Origin of the sequence: Citrobacter freundii complex sp. 2024EL-00216, assembly GCF_043945515.1 — a bacterium.
GTDB lineage: Bacteria > Pseudomonadota > Gammaproteobacteria > Enterobacterales > Enterobacteriaceae > Citrobacter > Citrobacter portucalensis.
Genome location: NZ_JBIMRA010000024.1, coordinates 40,206 through 65,567 on the forward strand (window position 1 = coordinate 40,206; position 25,362 = coordinate 65,567).

A 25,362-nucleotide genomic window follows, 5' to 3' on the forward strand; every position below is an offset into this window, starting at 1 on the left:
CCTTAGTTTTGATAGTGATAAAGGATAAAGTAGTCGCTCCGATACACCACGGTACTGTTTGCAGGTGACAGCAATTCACCCACGCGAAAACGTGGCCAACTGGAGAAAATGATCCTGTTTTCCAGATTGGTCAGAATCACATAGTCAGGATGGGCACAGGAAAGCAGTTCGGCTTCTATCTGACTGACCAGCAGATCGACCGCGGCAACACCGAGAAACTGGTCGTTGTAGTAGACCGGGACGGCTGACGTTAGGGTATAGGAGATATTGCAAATATAGTCGACGTAGGGACCGTGGATATAGGCTTTGCCAGCCGGAGGAGAATGCTTAAACCACTCAAAGGTTCTGAAGTCCAGTCGTTGTTGCGTGGCCTGATTCAAATCCAGATGCGCCTGGCTTAAACCATTATCTTTCTTATACCACCACTCCAGCAACCAGTACTCTTTTGTGGTTGCGGTACTCTCAATATGGCTGGCGAATCCCGCCCCTGAGCAGTAATGGTTGTTATTGAGCGTGCGCTTGATGTGCTGTTGAACGGTGGATCTGACTGAGGGGTCGAGAACGACCTCGGCTGAGGCCTTTTGTACCCCTGAAATCGCCTCATGGATGCTCCTCGCCAGCGCAACGGTAGAATCTACGGTAGAAACAGTAATGTCATCAATTTTACGAATTAATGCGCTTAGGGATGTCGAAGAGCTCATTGTCTGTCCTGCCTTCACTGATTGTCAGTTCGAGTTATATTTCAGCTTTTTTTCAATAAGGTAGTAGGTAAACGTGTCGATGATCTGCGTGGCAAACTGTACTGACTCTGCCTCGTTGTGAGCAGCCAGCGCATCGGCCAGCGCCGAATAAAGCGCGATAATTTCTGCATGAATACTGTCTGTGCGATAAAGTATCGCCACCAGCGATGCCCATTCAGCCTGAACCTGCAGCTCCTGATTGGCCAGTCGCGCTGAATGCGAACTGGCGGCAATCGCCAGCAGACAACGCATATCGGCCTGGGTCATCAGCTCAGGTGAGTTTGCCTTTCTGAGCACCTCGACAAACTCGCGAAATTTGGCGATATCGGCACCGGTCATCCGTCGGGAAGCCAGCCTCGCGCTATGGCTAATAATGGCGCAATGCATTTCACCCAGATCAGACAGATAATCCGTACTGATCGCCTTGAACGGATGCAGGGCGCTATTTTTGCCATCAATATTTTCGCAAACGAAACTCCCGCCATTACGACCACGAACCGTATGGATAAGATTATTAGCCCGAAGCGTGTTTAGCGCTTCTCTGATAGTGATATGTGAGACACCCATCATCTTTGCCAGATCAGTTTCGTTGGGGAGCTGTTCTTTTGGCTCCAGCAACCCCGTGATAATGGCATTTGAAAGGCGTTGGACTATCTGGTCTGAACGACTGACCTGCCCGATAGGCGCAAATATGACCGCGTGAGTAATCATAATCTTTTCTGTACTCAATTCCCTGAAACAACGACCATTTTTAACACATGCCCGTCGGGCAAGGAAGGTAAGAATGGCCGAGTTATTTTACATGCCTGGGCGCAACGTCACTGCACAAGCGGATGTGTGTCCCGATAACCTTATGATGAGCTGGGCGTAACGCGTCAGCTGGCAATAAAAAGCCTCATCCTGCAAATGTGAACATTAAGTTAAAAATGCGAGGCTTATCATAGTGTCAATGTTGCGCATTTGAAAAAATTTTACAATATATATATTACATAAGATTCTTTATGTATTAATTGGCAGGAGACAAACATGAAAACCCTGAAGCATTTTATTAATGGGCACTATGTAGCAGGCAGTAGCGAAGATAGCTTCGAACTGGTGAGTCCGGTTGACGGTGAAACGTACGCAATATCTCCCAACGCTAACGAGGCGGAGGTAGAGCAGGCTTACTCAGCAGCGGAGGCGGCGTTTAGCATCTGGAGAAAATCGACGCCGGCACAGCGGCAAAAGGCGTTATTGCGGCTGGCCGATGAGATTGAACGCAACGTTGAGCGACTGGTAACCGCGCAGAGTCAGGAAACCGGTCAGCTTCGCCATTTTATTGAGAAAGAGGAGATCGCAGCATCTTGCGATGCCATCCGCTTTTTTGCCGGTGCGGCGCGCTGTCTTGAAGGAAAGGCGGCCGGAGAATATTCCTCAGGATTTACTTCAACCATTCGTCGTGAACCGCTGGGTATTGTTGGGCAAGTGACGCCGTGGAACTACCCGTTCATGATGGCGGTGTGGAAGATTGCACCAGCGCTGGCGGCAGGCAACACGGTGGTGTTAAAACCAAGCGACACCACGCCAGTTAGTACGCTGCTGTTGGCTGAACTGGCCGCACCGTTGTTCCCGAGAGGGGCGTTTAACGTTGTGTTGGGCAAAGCCAGCACTGGTTCGCTGGTGGTTTCAAACCCGAAAGCCTCACTGGTCTCGATTACCGGTTCGGTCCGTGCGGGTTTGCAGGTTGCGGCTTCGGCGGCGGCAAATCTGACCCGAGCACACCTGGAATTGGGCGGGAAAGCGCCCGCAATCGTGTTCGCCGATGCGGATATGGACAAGGCGATTGCGACGATTACCACAGCTGGCTTTTTCAATGCCGGGCAGGATTGCACAGCGGCAACGCGGATCCTGGTAGAGCAATCTATCTACGCTGAGTTTCTGGAAAAACTGATCCAGAAAACAAAAAGTATCAAATATGGGCCGCCAGAAGATCAAAATGCACTGTACGGCGCATTGAATAGCCGGAATCAGCTGGAGCAGGTGAAAGGCTTTATTGAGCGTTTACCGGCACATGCAAAAATTGAAACCGGTGGGCGCGCAGGATCTGGTCCAGGCTTCTATTTTGAGCCGACGATCGTCTCCGGTTTGCATCAAAATGATGAAGCTATTCAGCATGAAGTATTTGGCCCGGTAATGACTATTCAGTCGTTTTCTACTGACGAAGAGGTACTACACAAAGCGAATGATGTGGAGTATGGTCTTGCCGCCAGCGTCTGGACCAGTAACCATGGTCGCGCCCAACGCTTCAGCATTGACCTCGATTTTGGCACGGTGTGGATTAACAATCACATTCCTCTGTGTGCCGAGATGCCGCACGGCGGGTTCAAAAAATCGGGGTACGGCAAAGATCTCTCATCTTATTCACTCGAGGAATACACTCGGGTGAAACATATCATGTGCGACATTTCTGAATAGAGAGGGTTACGATGAAAACATTAAAAATCGCGGTGCTTTCATTAGTGATGTTCTCGGGCTATAACCTGGCAGAAAGTACATCGCTGAATACCGTAAAAGAGTATATGGCGGCGTGGAATGCGCATGATGCTTCGCGAGCCGCTCAATTTCTTGCTGATGATGCGGTCTATTATGATGCCGCCGCAGGAGAACCGATAAACGGCAGGGAAAAAGCAGAAAAAGAGGTTATCGGCGCTTTTATTAAGGCGGTTCCAGATCTTAGCTGGAAAATGGTTGGAAAACCCGTCTACGACGAAGATACCGTGGCCTTTCGTTGGGAATTTTCAGGCAAAAATAGTGGTGAATGGGCAGGGAGTCCGCCGACAAATAATCCGATCAAATTTGAAGGCGTCAGCTATATTCATGTTAAAGCAGGAAAAATCACCTGGCAGGGTGATTATTATGATTCTAAAAAACTGGATGAAGAGTTAAAGCCAGTGAAGTAGTCGGTTGTACCCCTTTATAAATAAGAAGGGGTATCTCTCTTATTTGTGTCGTATTAAAGGCAGTGTGTAGCAATAAGGAAAAAAGTTAATGGCAATTACCAGACGTGATTTTCTCAACGGCGTCGCGGTGACTATTGCGGCGGGACTTACCCCGCTGGAGTGGGTCAGGGCGGCAGGAAAGGGAAACGCATTTATAGATGGAAATTATTATCCTCCTGCGCTGACGGGGCTGCGGGGTAATCATCCTGGATCGTTTGAAATGGCGCATGCGCTAGGTCGCGAGCATAAACATTTTGATTTAAACGCTCTGCCCGTTGAGGAAGAGTACGATCTGGTGATTGTGGGTGGTGGTATTAGCGGGTTAGCTGCCGGTTGTTTTTGGCGTCAAGTTGCCGGGCAAAATAGCCGGATCCTGATCCTCGATAACCATGACGACTTTGGTGGACACGCCAAACGTAATGAATTTACCAGCTCGGGTAAGAAATTACTCGGTTATGGTGGCAGCGAAGCATTCCAGTCACCTGCGCATAATTTCAGCCCTGAAGTACAAAAGTTGATGGAAACCGTGGGTGTCAGCGTCACGCGGTTGAAAGAGAGTTTTGACGTAAACTTCTACCCCGACTGGCAGCTCAGTCGCGGCGTTTTCTTCGATAAGAAGAATTTTGGCGAAACAAAAATCGTCAGCGGCGATCCGGGTCGCGCGGTATCTGATGATATTCCGCCGGACAGGCTCAATGGGCGTAAAATTGAAGACTTTATCAATGATTTTCCGCTAAGTGAGAACGACAGAAAAGCGCTGATCGACCTGCACGTCCGGCCCGGTGATTACCTGCCGGGGATGACGGTCGATGAGAAAATGGAATGGCTGGATACCCACAGCTACAGTGAATTTTTGGCAACAAAAGTTGGTTTGAGCAAAATGGCGCTGCTCTATTTCCAGCAGCGTTCCAACGACTTCTTTGCTATTGGTATTGAAGGTATTTCCTGTAGCGATGCCCGTGCGTGCGCCTTACCCGGCATGGAAGGGATGGGGTTACCGCCGTTGGACGGAGAGTCGCTGGCCGACCTCGAAGAGCCGTATGTTTACCACTTCCCGGACGGTAACGCCGGGTTAGCCCGCCTGTTAGTCAGATATATGCTGCCGGATGCGCTACCGGGCAACACGATGGAAGACTCTGTCCTCGCCAGACTACATTACGAAAAGCTGGATCTGCCGGAAAACACCACGCGCCTTCGCCTGAACAGCACGGTGATTAATGCGGCCAACGTGCAGGATGGCGTGGCGGTGACCTATCTGCGTGACGGTAAAATGCACCGTGTGCGCGGTAAGAACACCATCATGGCAGGCTATAACATGATGATCCCGTATCTGGTGCCTGAGATGCCGGAACAGCAGCAGGCGGATCTTAAACTGAACGTGAAGGCACCGCTGGTGTACACCAACGTGGTGGTCAAAAACTGGCAGGCGTTCAAACAGCTTGGCGTACATGAGTTTTATTCTCCGGCGGCACCTTATAGCAGGGTCAAGCTCGACTACCCGGTCAGTATTGGTGGGTATCAACATCCGGCCTCCCCGGACGATCCGATGGTCATTCATATGGTCTATGTGCCGACCTATCCGGGCAGTAACTTGTCGGCCAGAGAGCAGTTCCGTCTGGGACGAGCCTATTTGCTGGGGACCACTTTTGCCGCGCATGAGGAGATGATTCGCTCCCAGTTGCAGGAAATGTTTGGCTCAACGGGCTTTGATAATCAACGCGATATTTCCGCCATTACGGTTAACCGCTGGGCGCATGGCTATGCGTACTACGCCAACTCGCTGTTCGATGATATGGATAAGATGCCAGAAATTATCGAACGGGCGCGTAAGCCAGTCGGTCGCATTGCCATCGCTAACTCCGATTCTGACTGGAGTGCTTATGCCCACACGGCAATCGATCAGGCATGGCGTGCGGTTAATGAACTCAAGGATATGGGGTGATCTATGCGTAATGTAACCATTCTCGCCGCCTGTTTATTTACCGCTTCGGTTTCCGCTGCTGAATCTAACGGTGAATACATCGCGCGAATTTCAGACTGCGTCGCCTGTCACACAGCAGAAGGTGGTGCGGCGATGGCGGGGGGCAAAAAGTTTCCTACTCCGGTGGGGGATATTTATTCGACCAACATTACCCCGGACAAAACGCAGGGTATTGGAAATTATTCTTACGAGGATTTTGAAAAGGCCGTACGGCAGGGGATCGCCAAAGATGGTCATCCGCTCTATCCGGCTATGCCTTATCCCTCCTATGCGAAACTTTCTGACGAGGATGTTAAGGCGCTGTATAGCTATTTTATGCATGACGTCACGCCGTCAGCACAGCCCAATAAAGAGAATGCCATTCCGTGGCTACTCTCCGCCCGCTGGCCGCTGCATATCTGGAACTGGCTGTTTACCGACGCGCCAGTGACGGTTGTAGAGGGCGCGAAAACGGATGATAATGCTGCCCTGGTAAAACGGGGTGCTTATCTGGTGGAAGGTCCCGGACACTGCGGTTCATGCCATACCCCGAGAGGCATGGCGATGAACGAAAAAGCGTATACTAATGCTGATGCCGAATACCTGAGCGGCGCGATGATTGACGGCTGGTATGCACCGTCGCTGCGCGGCACCGGTATGTCTGAGCAGGAGTTAAAATCGCTGTTGCTGACCGGTAAAAGCAAGCATGCCGCGGTTTCAGGTTCGATGGCTGAAGTCGTCACGCAGAGTACACAGTATCTGACCGACGAAGATGCCACGGCGATCGCCCAATATCTGTTGAGCCTGAAAAGTGCGAAGCCTGAAACGGTACGTGCTGCGGCGACTACAGCATCCTGGTCGAATTCATCTGAGGCGGGCAAAGTGACCTATAACCGCTACTGTTCAACTTGTCACGGTCTGGAAGGGAAAGGTACGGATGATAACGCGCCTTCTTTAGTTAACAATCCACTGGTGATGGTTGATGACCCGACACCGCTGTTCAGAGTGATTGCCCACGGCGCAGAAACACCGACAACGCGTGGCAGCGTCTCCTTTAAGATGCCTGCCTACGGTGGCTTGTTAAGCGACAACGAAATGCGCGACGTGATTAACTACGTGCGTAAAAGTTGGGGTGAAGGGAATAGCGAAGTAAGCCAGGAAGACCTGGCTGGCGTTAAAAAAGCGTCACATTAAATAGTATGCCGGAGAAGGTGCTTGCACCGTCATCCGGCAGTGCTTACACGGTGTTTACCCTGATAATATCCACGAGTCGGGTAAACACCGCCGTCATTTCATGCTCTTCAATACTGGCAAACCCCAGCAGCAGGCCGCTGCGTTTCCCTTCATTTACGTAATAGCGTGACAGCGGGCGCACCAACAACCCTTGCGCATTCGCCTGTTGGGCAATGACCGTGTCATCGCTCCCGGCGGGTAACTGTAAGATCATATGCAGCCCGGCGTTGCTGCTGAAAGAACCAAGAAAATGTTCACCAAGTTGGCGGCTGATAAGCTCTACCAGCATCTGGCGACGACGACTGTATAGCTGACGCATTTTCCGAATGTGTGCCGCGTAATAACCCTCGCGAATAAACTCCGCCAGTGCGGCCTGAATCAACAGATGCCCACCACGATAGAGGTCGTTATGAACCTTTTTCAGCGGAGCGGCTAACGATTTAGGTAGCACGACATACCCGAGTCGTAGTGCGGGATAGAGTGTCTTACTGAATGTCCCGATGTAAATGACCGGTGTCTCTTCTTCCAGCCCCTGCAAAGAGGGAATCGGCTGGCCGGAAAAGCGGAACTCACTGTCGTAATCATCTTCCACTATCCAGCTTCGCGTTTCACGTGCGCGAAAGAGAAGTTGCCGGCGGCGGCTCAGACTCATTACCGAACCGAGTGGGTATTGATGTGACGGTGTCACAAAAATAAGTTTTGGTGGTGTTTCGCCGGCATCCGGCGGGACCATGCCTTGTTCATCAACCGGGATAGCCGAAAAATTAACGGCATTGATGCGAAGAATATTTTTGATTCCCCAGTAGCCCGGTTCCTCAATCCAGGCGTAATCGCCCGGGTTGCATAAAGTCCGGGTCACCAGATCCAGGGCCTGGTGAATACCTTCAGTAATCAGAATTTGCTCCGGTGAGCACCGTACGCCACGAGCGGTGCGCAGATAGTCTGCCAGTGCTTCTTTTAGCTCATTCACGCCGCCTGTGGCATCGTAAGTGAGATACTCCGGGCGCAGTCGTCTTGCCAGCCTGTCCTGAATTTTCTTGAGTACCCGGTGCGGGAAATGCTCTACATCAGGTACGCCTGGAATAAATGCCCCCCACTGGCGGGGACTGGCGCTGGCATTACCTAACAGCTCAAGGCAGCGGGCGGATAAGCGGGTGTGATCTTCCAGAGCGGCAGCAACAGGCTCTTTGTCAGGACGCTGGTCGAGATTGTCCAGCACGCTGTCGGTCACAAATGTGCCGCTGCTGGTGCGCGCGGAAATATACCCTTCAGCTTGCAACTGTTCGTACACCCGCAGGACGGTATTGCGCGATAGTGTCAGCTCTCCTGCCAGGTCACGCGACGGAGGCATTCGGGTAGCCGGTTTCAGGCTACCTTCGAGGATGCAACTACAAATGGCGGCATACAGGCGGCGATGTAGTTTTTCGTCAGTCTGCTGATTAAATGCATGCTTGATCACATCTCCGGCAAGTGAACGCATTTGGATCCTTAAAATAAAACGATTTGGCTCTCGATTAAAGTACCAGACGGCGTCTAAATTTAAAGGGTAATTCAACCGAAATGTATTAATGGACAAGGTGTAGAGAATGAACAATAAAAACCTGCAACAACGTCGTCTGGATGCCACCCCGCGTGGCGTGGGTGTGATGTGTGATTTTTATGCCCAGTCGGCAGAAAACAGCACGATTACCGATATCGAAGGCAATCAGTACATCGATTTTGCCGCCGGGATCGCCGTGCTGAACACCGGACACCGCCATCCTCGCCTGGTGCAGGCAGTCGAAGCGCAACTTCAGGCTTTTACCCATACGGCTTATCAGATTGTCCCGTACGAAAGCTATGTGTCTTTGGCTGAGAAAATCAACGCCGTTGCGCCAATCGACGGCAAGCGTAAAACCACATTCTTCACTACCGGGGCTGAAGCGGTAGAAAACGCGGTGAAAATTGCGCGCGCGCATACCGGCCGTCCTGGCGTTATCGCATTTGGCGGTGGTTTTCATGGGCGTACTTACATGACGATGGCGTTAACCGGCAAGGTGGCACCCTATAAAAAAGGTTTCGGCCCGTTCCCAGGCTCTGTTTACCATGCACCGTATCCTTCTGAATTGCAGGGTATTTCCACGGCGGATTCCCTAAAAGCGATTGAGCGTCTGTTTAAAGCCGATATCGATCCAACCCAGGTTGCGGCGATTATTTTCGAACCCGTCCAGGGCGAAGGGGGCTTCGTGGTGGCACCGCCAGAATTTGTGGCTGCCATCCGCCGTATTTGCGACGAGCATGGCATCGTGATGATCGCTGATGAAGTACAAAGCGGGTTTGCCCGTACGGGTCAGTTGTTTGCGATGGATCATTACGCCGATAAAGCGGACCTGATGACCATGGCGAAAAGCCTTGCGGGCGGCATGCCGTTGTCAGGCGTCGTGGGCAAAGCCGAAATTATGGACGCGCCTGCGCCGGGTGGTCTGGGGGGAACCTACGCCGGAAACCCGCTGTCGATTGCAGCGGCCCATGCGGTGCTGGATATCATTCGTGATGAGCAGCTATGCCAGCGTGCGGCGGCTCTCGGCGAACAGCTGCGCGCCGCTCTGACAGACGCGCAAGCAGGGTGTCCTGAACTGGCCGAAGTGCGAGGTTTAGGCTCTATGATCGCCGCTGAATTCTGTGATGCAGCGACAGGAGAACCCAACGCTGCCGCCGCACAACGTGTGCAGAAGAAAGCCCTTGAGCAAGGATTACTGCTGCTGACCTGCGGTCAGTATGGCAACGTTATTCGTTTTCTTTACCCGCTGACAATTCCGCAGGATCAGTTCGCCAAAGCGCTCGATATTATCAAAGCAGCAACCAAGTAATTCGTTAGTTGTCATTTACCCAAAGCCGACGGTCGTCATCACCGTCGGCTTTATTATTGTTGGCATAAATTGATCTTCCTCGTGTGTAGCGCGGTATTTATCGCGAATGGGTTGCCAGGTCTCTCGTTATATAATTTAATACATATCGTTTTTACTCCTCTATTCAGATGGTATCCCATGTTAAATTTCCGCTCTTTTGTGCTGGTTTGCGCCAGCATGTTGTTTGCGTTTTCTGCTCAGGCCGACCGAACGATCACCGATCAGCTTGGTCGACAGGTCACGATTCCTGACCACGTGGACAAAGTGGTCGTGCTGCAACACCAGACGTTGAATATTCTGGTCCAGCTCAATGCCCAGCAGGACATTGTTGGTGTGATGTCGAGCTGGAAAAAGCAGCTCGGGCCTGAATTTGCGCGCTTTATGCCGACGATTACTACATTGCCGACGCCAGGCGATCTCACCAGCGTGAACATCGAAAGCCTGTTGGCGATTCATCCGCAGGTGGTTTTTGTCGCCAACTATGCGCCCGCGGAGATGATCCAGCAGATTCAGAACGCCGGTATTCCGGTCGTGGCTATCTCGTTACGCAAGGATGCCACCGGGCAACAGAATAAAATGAACCCGACCATGGCCGATGAAGAGCAGGTCTACAACGAAGGGTTGAAGCAGGGTATTCGCCTGATCGCTGACGTGGTTGGGCGCAAACCGCAGGCCGAAACGTTAATCGACTACGTTTTTACCGCGCGGGCAAAATTCAATGCGCCGGTTGCAAAAATCCCGGATGCACAAAAAGTCCGTATTTATATGGCTAACCCCGATCTGATGACTTACGGCTCCGGGAAGTACACGGGACTGATGATGCAGCACGCGGGGGGATTAAATGTGGCGGCTGCCAGTGTGAAAGGTGCCCGTCAGGTTGCGCTGGAGCAGGTATTAGCGTGGAACCCGCAGGTGATTTTTGTCCAGGATCGCTATCCGCAGGTGGTAACTGAGATCCAAAACGATCCGAACTGGCAGGGGATTGATGCGGTGAAAAATCATCGCGTCTGGTTGATGCCTGAATATGCCAAAGCCTGGGGCTATCCGATGCCGGAAGCGTTGGCGATCGGTGAACTTTGGATGGCCAAAAAACTGTATCCGGATGCCTATAAAAACGTGGACGTTGATGCGCAGGCCCAGGACTACTATCAACGTTTTTATCGTGTGAACTGGCAGCCTGATGCAGCTAAGTAACCGTATTTTGCCCCAGCAACCGCTCTTAATCGTTGTGGTCCTGTTGCTGGGCGTCAGTTCGCTATGCCTCGGACAGTATCCTCTGTCGTTAAGCGAGGTGTTTTACCACCTGACGCACTATAGCGACGCTGAGGGAATAGGCAGCCAGGTTATCTGGACGGTCAGGCTACCGCGTATTCTGATGGCACTGCTGGCGGGGGGCGCGCTTGGGTTATGCGGCGCGACGCTGCAAGGGGTATTTCATAACCCTCTGGTCGACCCGCATATTATCGGCGTGACTTCGGGGGCGGCCTTTGGTGGAACACTGGCCATCCTGCTCGGACTTTCGCCCTGGCTGATGATGGGATCAACGTTTTTCTTTGGTCTGACAGCGTTGATCCTGGTGTATGCCATTGCTGCGTTACAGGGGCTGGAGAATACGCTGGTGTTGATCCTGTCGGGTATCATTTTGAGCGGTTTTTTTGCCGCGCTGGTGAGCCTGATCCAGTATCAGGCTGATACCGAAGAGACGTTACCTAATATTGTGTTCTGGCTACTGGGCAGCTTCGCTACGGCCAACTGGCATAAAGTGCTGCTGTTGGCGGTCCCGGTCGGTATCGCCGCGACGGTTTTGTACCAGCTACGCTGGCGGATAAACCTGTTGTCGCTCAATGATAAAGAAGCCAGATCACTGGGTGTGGCGGTGGTTCCTCTGCGACGCAGCGTTTTGGTGTGCTGCGCATTTTTGGTCGCTGCTCAGGTGGCGGTCAGCGGCAGTATTGCCTGGGTGGGATTAGTGATTCCGCATCTTGCGCGTTTGCTGGTGGGGGTTGATCATCGTCGTTTACTACCGTGCGCCTTCTGGTTGGGGGGCGGATTTATGATTGTGGTGGACGATATTGCTCGCACCCTGATGCACGCGGAGATACCGTTGGGGATTATTACCGCATTGTTCGGCGCGCCGTTGTTTGCTTTCTTACTCATTCGTACCAGCCGTCGGGAGAAATCATGATACCTGCCGCACTGCGTGTACATCAGCTTACTTATGGGTATCGTGCGCCACTATTTGAGCCGCTAACGTTCTGTTGCCAGAAAGGTGAGATCTGGGCCGTGCTGGGACGCAACGGCCTGGGTAAAAGTACACTGCTCGATACGTTAACCTGCACGCTGCCTGCTTTAGGCGGGAGTATTGAAAATAACGGTGGGATAGGGATTGTGGCACAGCATAGCCATCTGCCGTTTCCGTACACGGTCAGCGACGTGGTGTTGATGGGGCGAGCACAGCACGTGAAGCTGTTTGCGCAACCCAGTCCGCAGGATCAAAAAAGAGCAATGCAGGCGCTAGAGCAGTTGAATATCGCGCATCTCGCCTCCAGCTCATTTGGCTCACTTTCTGGCGGGCAGCAACAGTTGGTGATGATTGCCCGGGCTCTGGTGACGGAGTGTCAAACGCTGTTACTGGATGAACCGTGTTCCGCGCTGGATCTCGCCAATCAGCAGGTGGTGCTGCAGCTCATCAGCGATCTGGCCCATCAACAGGGATGCAGTATTCTCTTTTCGACTCACGATCCGCTTCATGCGTTACAGGTTGCTTCCCATACTTTGCTGCTACTCCCTGAAGGAAAATGGCGGGCAGGGCCCACGAACAGCATTGTGACGGAGGAGAATTTATTCCTGGCCTATGGCTTAACGCTGAGAAAACTCAGCGTGGAGAACTACCAGACGCCGTTTATCGCACCGTTGTTTTCTATTCGCCGTTAAGCGGTAAGAATCCTGCGGCGCTAAGAAATTCCTGCCCGCCGCGGGAGAGTATGAAATCAACCAGTGCCATGACTTCATTGGATGCATCAAGCACCGCCAGTTGGTATTTGCAGCGAATATTGTGCTCATCGGGAATAACCACGTAATGTACGTCGGGCATTGCGCGCAGCGCGTGTGCGTAATGCGCGTAACCGATAAACAGATCGGCCAGTCCCTGGCGCAGGATCCAGGCGCTCGCCAGTTCTCCTTGCGGGATTTTTACCGTATCACGACCACCCACCAGCGGGATTGCGCGCGTCCGAAGCTGTTGCCCGAGTCCTGGCTCCAGTACATCCATATTGTCGAAAAATGCCCAGGTATAGTCTCCGGAAGGGTCACAGCCGGGCGTTGATGTACCTGGTCGCAGCGTTGGGTCGCGGAGTAAATCCAGCCAGACACCGGTTCGGTTGCTGACAAGGCTCAGTTTGTTCCAGCAAAAAGTGTGCGTAGAGACGGCTATATTACGTGCTAACAGGTTTTGCGGATGTTCCCTGTTGGCCGAGGCAAAGAGCGCACACGGTTCTCCCGCTTCAATACGTTCACGCAATAAACCGGCCGGACCATATTCAACCTTAACGTCTATTCCACTCATGCGCGTGAACTGGCTTATCAGTGGCGTAAATGCCAACCGCAAACTGCCTGCGGCGAATAATGTGATTGGAGATGGCATTGTCTCGTTGAACCCTTATATGATAAACCATAAACGTTTTGTTATTATATATGCGAGCGTAGCGAAATGAAATAATGATATTACTTGTGGAGTAGTTCTTTGAGGATGTTGACAATTGAATTGATAATTAATTGAACCCGAAAAGGCTGCTCCGTTTTTTTGTTATAAATAACAAAGAGTTCCAATTGGGCAGTGTAATTTTCGGGTAGAGTGGGTATCAGAACGTTAAGATTCGTTTCTTTAATGATTAAATCAGGCATAAATAAATAACCGAGACCCGATTTCGCAAGCTCAATGGCTGCATAAGAGTTATCACAGGCAAAGTCACCATTGATGATGGTTTTTACTCTCTCACCATTTTTTTTATCATCGATATACCAGATGTTATGGTTATTTTCCATATGAGAGAAAAAAAGGATACATGGACTTTGGGTATAATCTGCAATGGTACGAATGGGATGGCGAGCAACCATTTCACGTGTGCCATAAATGTTTGCAGGTATTGACGCAATATTTCTGGCAACCAGTTCATCATTGTCGGGTAGGGTATGTGTAAACAGAATGTCGCAGTTATCACTGAAAGGAACCCCAAGCGTGAATTCGGAGTTACTAAGGTTACTGGTAGTTAGCATTAATTTAATTTCAGGGTGCTTTTCTTTCAACCCTGGAATCACATATTTGGTGATAAAAAGTAGTTGACCCGTTGGTGCGTGGATCCTGACAAACCCATCAGAAGCTTGTTTATAGGCCATCATAAACGTCTGAATATCATCACAAGACTTCATGTGTTTTTTGATATAAGGGAGAAGTTCTTCTCCAAAGCGGGTCAGTCTGATGGGGCGGCATGAGCGATCAAACAAGGAAAAACCAAAACGTTCTTCAAGCTGTTGTAATGTTCTGCTGATGTTAGGCTGTGCGATTTTCAGATTATCAGCGGCCTGGCTCAGGCTTCGGGTACACGATAGTTCATAAAGTATTCGAAGCTCATTATCGTTAAAACCGATTTTTTGTACCACTTATCGCCTCAGTCATACCTTATGAGTTTTATCCGCATACAACCGCGCAGGGTTTTCGCTGACGTCTTTTTAAATGGCAGGTATGACTGCTCATCTAATATAAAAATAAATACAATAAATAGCAAGGACATACCATTTAAACTGCGGGTGGGGTTCGTTGCAATATTCTTTAAGCATGTGATGCCGATGCGTAAGATAACATGGTTTGTGTAAGAAAACAAAAAAGCCATAAATATGTAACAAGCTTCAGTGTTCGATGTTGTTATCCTGATAATTATTATACATACAAGTTAAATAAACAACCTGTGTAGAGACGATTCACTGCGGTTCTGGCGAGCTCACTCATACATTATATCTAATACGCATAATGTTATGCGCATCTAGTACGGGACGAATGAGAATAATCCGACTAAAGTACCGCGCAAATTTATGGCTGTCCCTTTATTTTATGATTTAAGAATTAATTCTTAAAAGACTATTAATAGCCTGGTAACGTTTTATTCACCTCCACGGCAAGTTCAATCCTGAGTTTCCAGCAAAAACCTCTAACACTATGATTGAAAGAATTGTCTGGCTTTGCCTGATCATAACGACACCCGTGCTGGCGGCAATAACAACCGCACCACAATCATCGCCGTGGCAAAACGAATTACTTGCACGGCCTTCAGTTGTTTATGTATTACAGAGCGGAGAAACTACGACATCAATTGCAGAACGCCTCGGGCTTACGACAACTCAACTGCATTATTTCAATCAGTTCAGAACGTTCAATAAGCCTTTTGCGCAATTAAGTTCGGGAGATGAAATAGATATTCCGTCGTCATCGTTCAGTGAGTGGAAAGCAAAGGGTGCTGCACACTCGCTGGACGAAAGACAGGAGCGTGAAGCGGGCGCTAAACGCCTGGCGGATGGTGCAACAGGTCTGGCGAAAGTACTGGAAAATGGCGATGTGGCAGAGGCGGCCAATGGGTTAGTGCGCGCTGAAATTAACCGTCAAGCGAATGACACAGTCAATGGTTGGCTGGGGAAACTCGGTACGGTGAAAACGCAGTTGAGCGTTGATGAAGAATTTTCGCTTGATGAAAGCAGTATTGACTGGCTTGTACCTTTACATGAAACAACGAACAACATCCTGTTTACGCAGTTGGGTTATCGAAATCAGGACCAACGAAATACAGTAAACGCCGGCGTAGGTGTTCGTCATTTCAGCGGTGATTGGATGCTGGGATTTAACACCTTTTATGATGCTGATCTAACCGGAAACAATCGCCGCTTAGGGGTGGGAACTGAGCTGTGGCGGGATTATTTTCAGCTTTCGGGGAATGGTTATTTGAGGTTGTCTGACTGGCAATCCTCTGATGATGTTAAAGATTACGATGAGCGCCCGGCGAACGGTTTCGATGTGCGTCTGCAGGGCTGGTTGCCACAATATCCACATTTTGGCGGCAAGTTTATCTACGAACACTATTTTGGTGATGAGGTCGGGCTGACGAGTGAAGACGAACGAGAAAGAAATGCCTGGGCTTTCACCACTGGAGTCACCTGGACGCCATTTCCGCTGATGACGCTGGGTATCGAGCAGAGTCTGGAAAAGGGCGATGAGGGCAACACCCGTGTGCAGATGGACCTCGCATGGCGACTGGGTGAGTCCCTGAAATCCCAGATATCTCCTGATGAAGTGGCATCACTGCGCGAGCTCAAGGGCAGTCGTTACAGTCTGGTAGAGCGTAATAATGTCATCATCCTTGAATATCGCGAGCAGGATCTGCTTCAGTTGGCTCTTTCCGAAGAGGCTATCCACGACGCTGAATATACGGTACATACCGTTTCAGCCACTGTTTCAGGCAAATATCCACTGTCGCAAATAACGTGGGATAACGCCGCGTTTCTGGCGGCTGGCGGTGAATTTCGGGCACTGAGCGTCAATCTGTTTTCCATGACGCTACCGCCGTACCAACACACACAATCCACGGACGGTGTGGCAAATCAATATCGTTTAGTCGCCCAGGCACAGGATAGCGAGGGGCATACCAGTAATACTCAGACATTGTTAATCGATGTATTACCGGTGAATCTGGCCTTTGATGATGAACTCAGGGTGGCGGGGAACGGCGCGCCTGCCGATGGTAAGACGCCGGTCACGATTACCGCAACTCTGGTGGATGATGCGGGAAAACCGGTGAGTGGAAAACCCATCAACATGGGAATGACCTTCGCTGATGGCAGTAAAACTGCAGAGGATATCGTCAGTAATGCCGCAGGCCAGGCGATTTACCATGTCGTATCGAGCGTGGCGGGCCCCGCGAAGGCCACGGCTCGGGTGTCCGATCTTATCCAGAGCGCGGACGTGCTGTTTAGCCCAGTGGCGGCAGATGGAACACGTTCATCGTTGCTGGTCAGCCCTGCGGTGATCAGAGCCGATGGTTACGACGTGGCTGATATCACCTTTAAAGCCTACAGCAGCCAGGGAGAACCGGCTTCGGGACTCGAGGATATTGCGTTTCAGGTTATTGGTGTCGACAACACAACGACAGGCAAGGTGCGGGAAATCTCACCGGGCGTCTATCATGCCAGGATGAGTGGCATAAATGCCGGAAAAGGTCTGGTACAGGTCGTTCAGGGGAACGTACCGACCAAAACGCAGCGTCGTCCTGTCACACTGACGGCCACAGGCAACCCGGTTGATCCGGCACAATCCACCTTAAGCGCGACGCCGCAACAAATCTCCGCCAATGGAAACGCGGAGTCTTTGCTGATGCTACGGTTAACCGACAGCAGCGGGAATCCACTCAAAGAAAAGAACGTCAGATTTTCTACGACTCTCGCCGGAACCAGCATCAGTGATGTCACGAACCGTGAAGGCGGTACTTATGTTGCAACACTCACTGGTACCACTACCGGGAAGGCTGAAATAGTCACACACGTAAACGGTGTTGTAACGACGATTGAGCCGAGGGTGGTGAAGTTGATTCCGGATGACAATGCGGCCAGCGTCGAGACGCTGATGGTGGTTGACGATCACGCCGTGGCCGATGGTGAAGACGAGAATATCATCAAGGTGACGGTGCTGAATGCGGATGGCACCCCGGCGGTTGGCGAAATCGTTCGACTTTACGCCGACAACGATGCGGAAATTCCCCAGTCGGCTACCACTGATGCTCACGGTGAGGCAACCATTGCATTAACCAGCAAAGTGGCCGGCCAGGCCACAGTGGTGGCGGAGATAAATGGCAACACGGAGAAGGTGGAAACCAATTTTACCGTGGATAGCGGCAGTCTGGATCCTGAGCGATCCCGGACAGGTGCCGTACCAGAACGCATTGAAGCGAATGGCAACGCGGAATCGGTTATTTATTTTGTTCTGCTGGACCAGCAAGGCAATCCGGTTCCCGGGCAAAAGGTGACGTTCAAAAGCACCCTTGAAGGAACAACGTTAAGCCCGGTGAGCGATAACAACAACGGTACCTATAAGGCCTCTTTGTCGGGCGTAAATGCGGGTGTGGCGCAAATTACTGTCAGCGTGAACGACAATCCGTTTCCCGTTTCGGCTGTAGGTATCACGCTAACACCACAAACAGGGGCGGCAGGACATGGCGAAACGACAGCGATCACGAACAATGCGTTGGCCAATGGTACTGCTGCCAATCGCGTGAAGGTCAAAATCAGCACTGCTGACGGAGAGCCTGCCACTGCTCAGGCGGTACGATTTGTCGCAACTAATGGCGCCTCGGTTCCGACATCTGTGATGACCGATAACCAGGGCGAAGCCATTGCGACAGTCAGCAGCCGCATTGCCGGTAAATCTGTGGTTTCCGCCATGTTTAACGGTCATGTGCAGCAGGTTGAACTCACTTTCCTGGCTGATGCGAGTAGCGCTTCTATTTTCCCGGGAGAGCTACGGGTCATTGCGGATAACGCACTGGCCAACGGCGTCGCAGAGAATGTAGTCAGCGCAACCGTTCGGGACGCGTTTGGAAATCCGCTCGCTGGACAAAGCGTCAAATTTAACGCGAGCCATGGCGCAATAGCCTCCGCCGAGGGCGTGACCGACGAAAAAGGCACCGTGATCGCGCGTTTTACGAACACCACGGCCGGGCGTAGCGAAGTACTGGCTACAGTCAATGGTCAGGGCCAACACGTAGCGATCGCTTTTTCGCCATTCGCCTCATCGGTAAACGTGCTGAGAGGTGGTCAAATACTGACCGGTCATCCTCAGGTGGGCGATCGATTATCCGCAGTGGTGATGTGCGGTGAGGGCGCCTACGAAGAGCAACCCTCACGCTTTCAGTGGCAGGTGGAAACCGCTGTGGGCAGCAATCAGTTTACCGCTATTGCGCAGGCGACAGATCGTGAATACGTCGTGTCTCGCGAATGGCAAAAGCGCGCGTTGCGCGTTGAAACACAAGAAACACGATGATTCCTTTTTCCCGGCTGACGCCTTAATCCATCTTATTGTTGAGTACTTTTATGAAAAGCAAAAATTTCGCATTAACCGCCAGCAGCGCTTTATTATTGCTGTCATATCCCGCACTGGCCGTATTGTCTGACCCGACCGACAGTGTCAAAGGTCGTGCGCCGGTGATCACTCCGAGCACGATTGTTTCTGCAGATACCAACAGCAACGGCGTTTTCGACATTGGTGACGTGATTTCTATTAGTGCACAGGGGACATTCAGCGATCCTGATGGTGACGCCGAGGGCCAAAAAACGTATCAGTGGCAGGCGGACGGCGCAGACATTACCGGTGCGACGAGTGAGATCTATACCGTCACGGCAGGCGATCTTGGCAAGAAAATCACCGTATTGATTACCCCACATACCGATCCGGCGATTACTGACCCGGATAGCGGTATTGCAGTTGCGTCCAATGAGCTATCGACAGCTTCGGCGAACACGCCTGTCGCCGTACAGATTGAAGGTGCGATCAATGGCTATCCGCAGGTCGATACTGCGCTGAATGCGGTGGTGCAACTGGCTGATGGTACCAACGGCAATGCCACAACGTATCAGTGGAAGATTGAAACGGCTGTTGGTTCCGGCGTGTATCAGAATATCGCTGGAGCAAACGGGAATACATATACGCCTGTCGGGGCAGACCAAAAACGTAAAATTCAGGTTGAGGTGCATTAATACCTCATATGCGGCAGCGAAGCAGTCAAACGCTGCTGCGTGTAATCGTCCAACGCTCGGATTGTTATAATAATGAAGCTGAATCATGCCACACTATTCCTGCATAGCGCTGCGGGAGTCCTGTGCGTATTTTTCGCCACTCAAGCGCTGGCGATCACTGCGCAGGATTACAGGAAAGCAAACAAGAAAGTCTGTTTCGCTGGCTGGCCGATGGACAAGAGATTGCAGAGGCAGACCGGCAGCGTTTCTCTCCAGGCAAAGCGCAGAATAAGCACTATCTGACCGTTGAAGTGCTGCCCGTAGAAAGGGAACCTTCCGACCCAGACCGTCCCGATGCGCCGTTTATTAGCCCGGAGACCGCAGCGCCGGTCCTTCCTCCTCGTGCTGCGCTGTTTTTAGCCTTTCAGCAGACCACCAACATGATGCGCTGGGGGGATGCGTACACTTACTGCGCTAACAATGGAATGCGTTTACCCGATGTGGATGGCCTGCAGGCGATGTTTGTGACCTTCACTCGGGCCAATCGGGTGGGTGAGGATTCCATGGGCGATCTGCAGCATACCTATGGCATTCCTGCCAGAAATGCAGTCTGGACGACTCGTGCGGTGGGTGAGGAAAACCATTCGGTAGGGGATGTGTTTACCGACGGGCATGCCAGCGTAGTATCAAATGGCAGTCGGCAAACGGTATTTTGTGCAAAGACGGGGCCGGCTCAGGGTCTTCCGGCGATCAGTCACTTAGCGATACCCGCGCCGCGCGAAGGGCAAACAGTAACGCTGTCTTATCAGTATTCCGGCAATCCTACGATTCCTGATCGATCGCGTTTTCAGTGGTTTAGGGCAGATAACGCAGCGGGCACATCGGGTAAAACGCCCATTGTGGGCGCGGTGGAAAAAAGCTATGTCCCGGTACAAGAGGATGTTAATCACTATCTGGTGGTTGAAGCTACTCCGGCGAGCTATGACACGGTTGTTGGAACGCAGGTCACTACGGTTAGTGAACAGGTCGTCGTGGGCGAAGATATTACAGTCCCGGCCACGACGACTATCCACGTCAACGGCGTCACGTTTGATACCAACAGCGGTTTTCCGCGCACAGGTTTTGTGGGAGCCAGTTTTCAGTTACGCATGAATGGCAATGCAGCAAACAATCGAAATTATGACTGGCGTGATGACAAGTCATGGCTAAGTGTGAATGAAAAGGGCGTTGTTAAATTTGCCAGCAAACCAGACGCTGTAGATAGAACAGCAACCATTCTTATCCGGGCGAAAGATGGTAGAGCATCCTATGTTTACACGTTTTCAGTCAATAAATGGCTGATCACCAGTTCATCACCAGCAGGATTCAATAATGACTGGTGTGGTAAACAGGGAGAGGAATACCGCAGACCCTCAGCGGAAGAGTCAACGCTTAATGGAGAACGTTCGGCATCAACGGGGCGCTGGTGGAGTGAGTGGGGCGCGTTGTACAACTTTGGCGGCGGTTGGGTGAATGCACCTTACTGGGTTGACGAGTTAGGAAGTAAAAATACGATAAATATGAGCAACGGCCTGATCACCTACACCAAAAAGAGCAATCGTGTGGTGTGCATTACGGTGCTTGATTGAGCTGTTTAACCTGACTAAATGTCTGCCTGTTCGGTGATTATTGCCTGCGGGCAGACATGACAAAATCTTGCCACATCAACGAAAGCTTGTGGTACGCAAAGACGTACTAACAATGATTGTTTTGAATAAATAAGAAAGGAAGTATGAATAAACAGCACCAAATCAAAGGGATATGATTTGGTGCGTCCGAGTGGACTCGAACCACCGACCCCCACCATGTCAAGGTGGTGCTCTAACCAACTGAGCTACGGACGCAAAATGGTGCGTTCAATTGGACTCGAACCAACGACCCCCACCATGTCAAGGTGGTGCTCTAACCAACTGAGCTATGAACGCAACGTTGTAGGTGACAACGGGGACGAATATTAGCGGCACAGACCGAATGAGGCAAGAGGGAAATAGCATTTTTCTTCCTGATCTCACGCGATTGCAGAGTAATTAAGCAAGTTGATTATATTTTGTTGATTTTGCAGCGTGTTTTTTATTCAGACAGCGAACTGGGGCATACCAGGGACGGTTTGAATTACAGAGGCGCTCAGGCTTTAAGCGCTGTAAGGATAGTGGTTTCTATTTTCTCTGGGGTAGTGAAGGGGGCAAATCGCTTGAGCGGCTTGCCGTCACGCCCGATCAGGAACTTAGTAAAATTCCACTTGATCCGCCCACCCAGCACGCCGGGTAATTCGTCTTTCAGGTAACGAAATACCGGGTGCGTAGCGGCACCGTTGACTTCCACTTTCTCAAACATCGGGAAGCTCACACCGTAGTTGATGTGACAGGTTTGCGCGATTTCGTCGGCTCCACCGGGCTCCTGGTTACCGAACTGGTTGCAGGGAAAACCAAGCACTACCAGACCCTGCGCGGCGTACTTCTTGTAGAGCGCTTCGAGGCCTGCATATTGTGGAGTGAAACCACAATGGCTGGCGGTATTAACCACCAGAACCAGTTTGCCAGCGTAGTCGGCCATACAGATGGGCTGGCCATGCAAACTGGTGGCAGTCAGTTGATGAAAGGGGGCCATGCCAGAATCCTCAAAAAAGATAGCATTACTCATGTTGCCCGCGAGTGAAAGGCTTCGCTGCGTATCTATTTATTATGATCGCAACTGCAGGATTAATAAACTTGCCATTGGTGCAGGGCAAAAAGAGAAATTATCTGCGGTTCAGTTATGGACATTTCATAATTTATATTAACCAATCTGACGAGCGTTCCATTCGTCGCGCGTGATTTCCCAAAGTTCAGAATCCAGCAAACCGCTGACATACTCTTTCTTTTCTGTCCTGATAAGACGCATGCCGCTACTGTCTGAAATACGTTTGGAACGGATATTGAGAGAGGCTTTCGGCGCACGCAATACCGTCTTATTTAACGTATTAAACCAGTAATCCGTAGCGACATTACTGGCTTCACGCATAAAACCCTGCCCCTGATATTCCGGAGCTAACCAAAATCCACGGTTATTATCCTCAACGTCATAAAGGCAAATTAAACCTATGAGAGCGTCAGGGGCCTCACGGAGTCTGATAGTCCAGATCCACGCAATCCCTTTTTCCATATCAGGCAGGGCAACGTTATTGACGTAATTCTCCGCACCGTTATCAGGATAGGGCCAGGGTACTGAGGAGACCATATAGCGAACTATCTCCCAGCGGGGATAAAGCACCTGAATCTGCGAGGCATCTTCGGCTTCTAATGGTTTTAACAGCAAGCGTTCCGTATGGAGTATTGGTATTTTCATATGCACTTTTCCTACTCGATCAAGATAAGAGGATCAATGTGGGGAGGAATTTGAAAAAATATTAATAACCAGAACCCCAGCACAAATAAGAAGCATACCTGCGATCGCCGGAAAATCTAGCTTTTGCCCACTTACCAACCAGCCCAAAAGACTGATTAATACGATTCCAGCACCTGACCAAATTGCGTATGCAATACCCGTTGGAATGGTCGACAGAGTTTGGGAGAGAAGATAAAAGGCTGTGCAGTAGCACACAATAGTTGCTACAGATGGCCATAGGCGTGTGAATCCGTCAGAGAACTTCATCAGGGTTGTACCTATGACTTCAGCTACGATGGCCCCGGCAAGGAAAATGTATGAATTCAAAATCTGATCCCATGTGACAATCTAAAGCAAATATCGTATCACAAAGGGGTGGGTGAGTTTGAACACAGCCCAAACTACTACTGAAATGCCCGTTTCATGGCATCTAGTGAAGCGCCGCAAGGTCCGCTGTGAGCGAAAAGCGGACATTTGCGATTCGTGTTCTATCGTTAAGACTGAGCCAGTTCGGCATTATTTCAATAACTTTGACATTAGCTCAAAAAACATTGGCAGGTCACGGCTGAAAGAGAAAGACGCGTTTATGGCTTTGCGTGCAATTAAACCGTCAATAAAGGCAAAAAGTATAATCGTGGTTTCTTCCAGGCTAATATCCTGGCGAAACTCCCCTGCAGCAATACCTTCTGCGATAATCCCTGCAATACTTTGCCGCATGATGGTATCGCTGGAAATATACGTTTTTTGCAGTTCAGGGTTCCGCGCAGACTCTGCCATGATTTCAACCCACAGTTGATGTGTAACTGGGTAGCCTACATCGCTTATGCACGAAGCAACCTGCGCGCAAAGGCGGTCGAAATTAGTCCCCCTGGATGGAGCATTATGGGCTGTCAGCGCTGAATTCTGCTCTTCAAGAACGATAGCCTTGATGAGGTCATCCTTGCTTTTAAAATACGTGTACATCGCTCCCTGACTGATCCCAGCCCGGGTAGAAATTTCACGCACGCTTGTCGCACTGAAGCCTTTTTCTGCAAAACAGGCAGCAGCAGCGGTAATCAGCTTATGGTAGGTTTCAGTTTTCTTTAACATGTCGACTATGGTGTTTAATCCGGTGCCCGGACTTTAACGCTGTTTGCTTCCAGGAGCCAGATTTAACGCTGTAGTTCTGGTTCCTGGAATCAGATATCACTTCATCAGCGGTAATACACTAAGCATATTCTTGAGGTTAAGCATATCCCACGGCAGATGCTCAGCAATCGTAAGGCCGACTGGTACCGTTTTTGAGGTAGCCTGAGCAATAAGATTGAGTACATCTTCAATAGTCAGCTTGCCTTCTGCCACGTCACCAAAGTCGTGTTTTCCTCTGCCTGGCATGGCGAAAAGAACAGAACGGAAAAGTGACGGATCGAGAACGTCCAGATCCAGGTGTATCGCCAGATACTCAATACCTTCCCTATCAATCCACTCTAAAATCTCTTTCCCATCATTTTTGACTTGTTCAGGACCGATAGTCGCAATGTTATGACGAGCAAGGTATTCAGCTTCATATGTCAGTGGATCGTGGATACCTGCAATCATTATTTTGGAGGGATTAAGCCTGGTGGCTACGTGAGCAACTAAATCTTTATCACCCGTTCCAATTAGTGCCCCAAGAACATGGGCATGAGCGTTGGGATATTGTTTAGCAGTCTGCACGTCAGGGTGAGAGTCAATCCAGAGCACACCCAATTTATCACCGTATTTATTGAGCAGATGTGAAAAAGGAGCCAGTGATACTAAGCAATCGCCACCAAAAACAACAATTGAATCGGGATTATGTTTCTCAATCAGAGCGGCTGCATCATTGAGCTGCCTGATAATTTGAGGTTTAGCGGTCATGCCATCTACTTCGGCCTGTGGCGCCGTTGTGGGCTCATCGACCGGAACAGACTCAATAGGGCCATCCGATTCAGGGGAAAGATACGAGAGAAGAAGCGACCCAAGGTGATAGGGTGGGTTATTGCCGCCTTGCCATTGGGGAAATAAAAGTCTGAGCGTTTTACTGGTCATAATTTGCCTTTGCTTGTTTTGACAACAGACTGATTAGAAAGAATCACAAATCAGTAGTGAATGAACATTCATTCATTTTTACGTTGTTAACGCTTCATTGCAAACAGCACGGCACGTTAAGTTAAAACAAAAGGAAAAAATCATTTTTGCAGCCAGGTTCAATCTATGTCCGCGTATGGCACACAGCAGATCTTCTGACTAAACTGAAGGTCCACTTTGAGCGAAGAGCGGACATTGCTAACAGCATCCTATGTGAATCATTACGATCAAATCAATGACTAGATAAGCACAAACCTGAAAAGAGGCCTACTGACGAAGTAGGCCTGAGTTCCTTATATATTTCA

The 25,362-nt window shown here is 50.5% G+C and carries 21 protein-coding genes and 2 tRNA genes; 11 read left to right on the forward strand and 12 right to left on the reverse strand.

Translation table 11 applies throughout. The annotated features are described in order from the left end of the window. Positions 1-2: 2 nt before the first annotated feature. Positions 3-701, reverse strand: a complete 699-nt coding sequence (locus tag ACHHZ7_RS21560) for a cache domain-containing protein (RefSeq protein WP_395149207.1) — start codon at positions 699-701, stop codon at positions 3-5. A gap of 24 nt (positions 702-725) precedes the next feature. Further along, entirely contained in the window at positions 726-1,451 is a 726-nt protein-coding gene (locus ACHHZ7_RS21565) for a FadR/GntR family transcriptional regulator (RefSeq protein ID WP_008784630.1), read from the reverse strand. Between the two features lie 315 nt (positions 1,452-1,766). Here ACHHZ7_RS21565 and ACHHZ7_RS21570 point away from each other — a divergent pair, with 315 nt between their 5' ends. The 4 genes from ACHHZ7_RS21570 to ACHHZ7_RS21585 all read left to right on the forward strand — a co-directional run bounded on the left by ACHHZ7_RS21570 (position 1,767) and on the right by ACHHZ7_RS21585 (position 6,872). Continuing rightward, complete coding sequence (locus tag ACHHZ7_RS21570) at positions 1,767-3,194, forward strand: gamma-aminobutyraldehyde dehydrogenase (RefSeq protein WP_008784631.1); 1,428 nt, start codon at positions 1,767-1,769, stop codon at positions 3,192-3,194. Positions 3,195-3,205: 11 nt separating this feature from the next. After that, positions 3,206-3,679 (forward strand): ester cyclase, encoded by a 474-nt coding sequence (locus tag ACHHZ7_RS21575; RefSeq protein WP_192464022.1) that lies wholly within the window; start codon positions 3,206-3,208, stop codon positions 3,677-3,679. A gap of 88 nt (positions 3,680-3,767) precedes the next feature. Beyond that, complete coding sequence (locus ACHHZ7_RS21580; RefSeq protein ID WP_008784633.1) at positions 3,768-5,660, forward strand: FAD/NAD(P)-binding protein; 1,893 nt, start codon at positions 3,768-3,770, stop codon at positions 5,658-5,660. 3 nt (positions 5,661-5,663) lie between these two features. Next, a complete protein-coding gene (locus ACHHZ7_RS21585; protein WP_192464023.1) occupies positions 5,664-6,872 on the forward strand; it encodes a cytochrome c in 1,209 nt (402 codons plus the stop codon). Positions 6,873-6,915: 43 nt separating this feature from the next. Here the strand turns inward: ACHHZ7_RS21585 and ACHHZ7_RS21590 are convergent, their stop codons facing one another. Continuing rightward, entirely contained in the window at positions 6,916-8,391 is a 1,476-nt protein-coding gene (locus ACHHZ7_RS21590; protein WP_192464024.1) for a PLP-dependent aminotransferase family protein, read from the reverse strand. A 106-nt stretch (positions 8,392-8,497) separates the two neighbouring features. Between ACHHZ7_RS21590 and puuE the strand changes: the two genes are divergently transcribed. From puuE to ACHHZ7_RS21610, 4 genes are all read left to right on the forward strand, one after another. Beyond that, on the forward strand, positions 8,498-9,760 hold the full coding sequence (puuE, locus tag ACHHZ7_RS21595; protein ID WP_003832711.1) for a 4-aminobutyrate transaminase: 1,263 nt from the start codon (positions 8,498-8,500) through the stop codon (positions 9,758-9,760). A 177-nt stretch (positions 9,761-9,937) separates the two neighbouring features. Then, positions 9,938-10,993, forward strand: coding sequence for an ABC transporter substrate-binding protein (locus ACHHZ7_RS21600; RefSeq protein WP_192464025.1), 1,056 nt, complete (start codon positions 9,938-9,940; stop codon positions 10,991-10,993). Beyond that, positions 10,980-11,984, forward strand: coding sequence for an iron ABC transporter permease (locus ACHHZ7_RS21605; RefSeq protein WP_192464026.1), 1,005 nt, complete (start codon positions 10,980-10,982; stop codon positions 11,982-11,984). Before ACHHZ7_RS21600 ends, ACHHZ7_RS21605 begins: the two co-directional genes overlap by 14 nt. Further along, positions 11,981-12,733, forward strand: coding sequence for an ABC transporter ATP-binding protein (locus tag ACHHZ7_RS21610; RefSeq protein ID WP_192464027.1), 753 nt, complete (start codon positions 11,981-11,983; stop codon positions 12,731-12,733). The genes ACHHZ7_RS21605 and ACHHZ7_RS21610 overlap by 4 nt, the downstream gene beginning before the upstream one ends. Here ACHHZ7_RS21610 and ACHHZ7_RS21615 read toward each other — a convergent pair. Both ACHHZ7_RS21615 and ACHHZ7_RS21620 read right to left on the reverse strand, forming a co-directional pair. Beyond that, positions 12,720-13,442 (reverse strand): substrate-binding domain-containing protein, encoded by a 723-nt coding sequence (locus tag ACHHZ7_RS21615; protein WP_220708903.1) that lies wholly within the window; start codon positions 13,440-13,442, stop codon positions 12,720-12,722. The two genes, ACHHZ7_RS21610 and ACHHZ7_RS21615, sit on opposite strands and share 14 nt — an antisense overlap. Positions 13,443-13,522: 80 nt before the next feature. After that, positions 13,523-14,458: a LysR family transcriptional regulator gene (locus tag ACHHZ7_RS21620; protein WP_192464099.1), complete on the reverse strand. Its 936-nt coding sequence runs from the start codon at positions 14,456-14,458 to the stop codon at positions 13,523-13,525. A gap of 553 nt (positions 14,459-15,011) precedes the next feature. Here ACHHZ7_RS21620 and ACHHZ7_RS21625 point away from each other — a divergent pair. The 3 genes from ACHHZ7_RS21625 to ACHHZ7_RS21635 all read left to right on the forward strand — a co-directional run bounded on the left by ACHHZ7_RS21625 (position 15,012) and on the right by ACHHZ7_RS21635 (position 21,195). Then, positions 15,012-18,875: an inverse autotransporter beta domain-containing protein gene (locus ACHHZ7_RS21625; protein ID WP_060682275.1), complete on the forward strand. Its 3,864-nt coding sequence runs from the start codon at positions 15,012-15,014 to the stop codon at positions 18,873-18,875. Positions 18,876-18,925: 50 nt separating this feature from the next. Next, complete coding sequence (locus tag ACHHZ7_RS21630; protein ID WP_081003598.1) at positions 18,926-19,588, forward strand: ZirU family protein; 663 nt, start codon at positions 18,926-18,928, stop codon at positions 19,586-19,588. A gap of 122 nt (positions 19,589-19,710) precedes the next feature. Beyond that, positions 19,711-21,195, forward strand: a complete 1,485-nt coding sequence (locus ACHHZ7_RS21635) for a hypothetical protein (protein ID WP_060682274.1) — start codon at positions 19,711-19,713, stop codon at positions 21,193-21,195. Positions 21,196-21,373: 178 nt separating this feature from the next. Here ACHHZ7_RS21635 and ACHHZ7_RS21640 read toward each other — a convergent pair. The 7 genes from ACHHZ7_RS21640 to ACHHZ7_RS21670 form a co-directional block, all read right to left on the reverse strand. Further along, positions 21,374-21,450, reverse strand: a tRNA-Val gene (locus ACHHZ7_RS21640). Positions 21,451-21,454: 4 nt separating this feature from the next. Continuing rightward, a tRNA-Val gene (locus tag ACHHZ7_RS21645) sits at positions 21,455-21,531 on the reverse strand. Between the two features lie 199 nt (positions 21,532-21,730). Next, complete coding sequence (locus tag ACHHZ7_RS21650) at positions 21,731-22,213, reverse strand: glutathione peroxidase (protein WP_060682273.1); 483 nt, start codon at positions 22,211-22,213, stop codon at positions 21,731-21,733. A gap of 168 nt (positions 22,214-22,381) precedes the next feature. Continuing rightward, complete coding sequence (locus tag ACHHZ7_RS21655) at positions 22,382-22,930, reverse strand: GNAT family N-acetyltransferase (protein WP_060682272.1); 549 nt, start codon at positions 22,928-22,930, stop codon at positions 22,382-22,384. Between the two features lie 33 nt (positions 22,931-22,963). Beyond that, positions 22,964-23,296 carry an EmrE family multidrug efflux SMR transporter gene (locus ACHHZ7_RS21660; RefSeq protein ID WP_071845192.1) on the reverse strand — a complete coding sequence of 111 codons (333 nt, stop codon included), beginning with the start codon at positions 23,294-23,296 and terminating at the stop codon, positions 22,964-22,966. A 189-nt stretch (positions 23,297-23,485) separates the two neighbouring features. Then, positions 23,486-24,058 (reverse strand): TetR/AcrR family transcriptional regulator, encoded by a 573-nt coding sequence (locus ACHHZ7_RS21665; protein ID WP_060682271.1) that lies wholly within the window; start codon positions 24,056-24,058, stop codon positions 23,486-23,488. A gap of 96 nt (positions 24,059-24,154) precedes the next feature. Further along, positions 24,155-25,018, reverse strand: a complete 864-nt coding sequence (locus tag ACHHZ7_RS21670; RefSeq protein ID WP_060682270.1) for an arginase family protein — start codon at positions 25,016-25,018, stop codon at positions 24,155-24,157. Between the last annotated feature and the right edge of the window lie 344 nt (positions 25,019-25,362).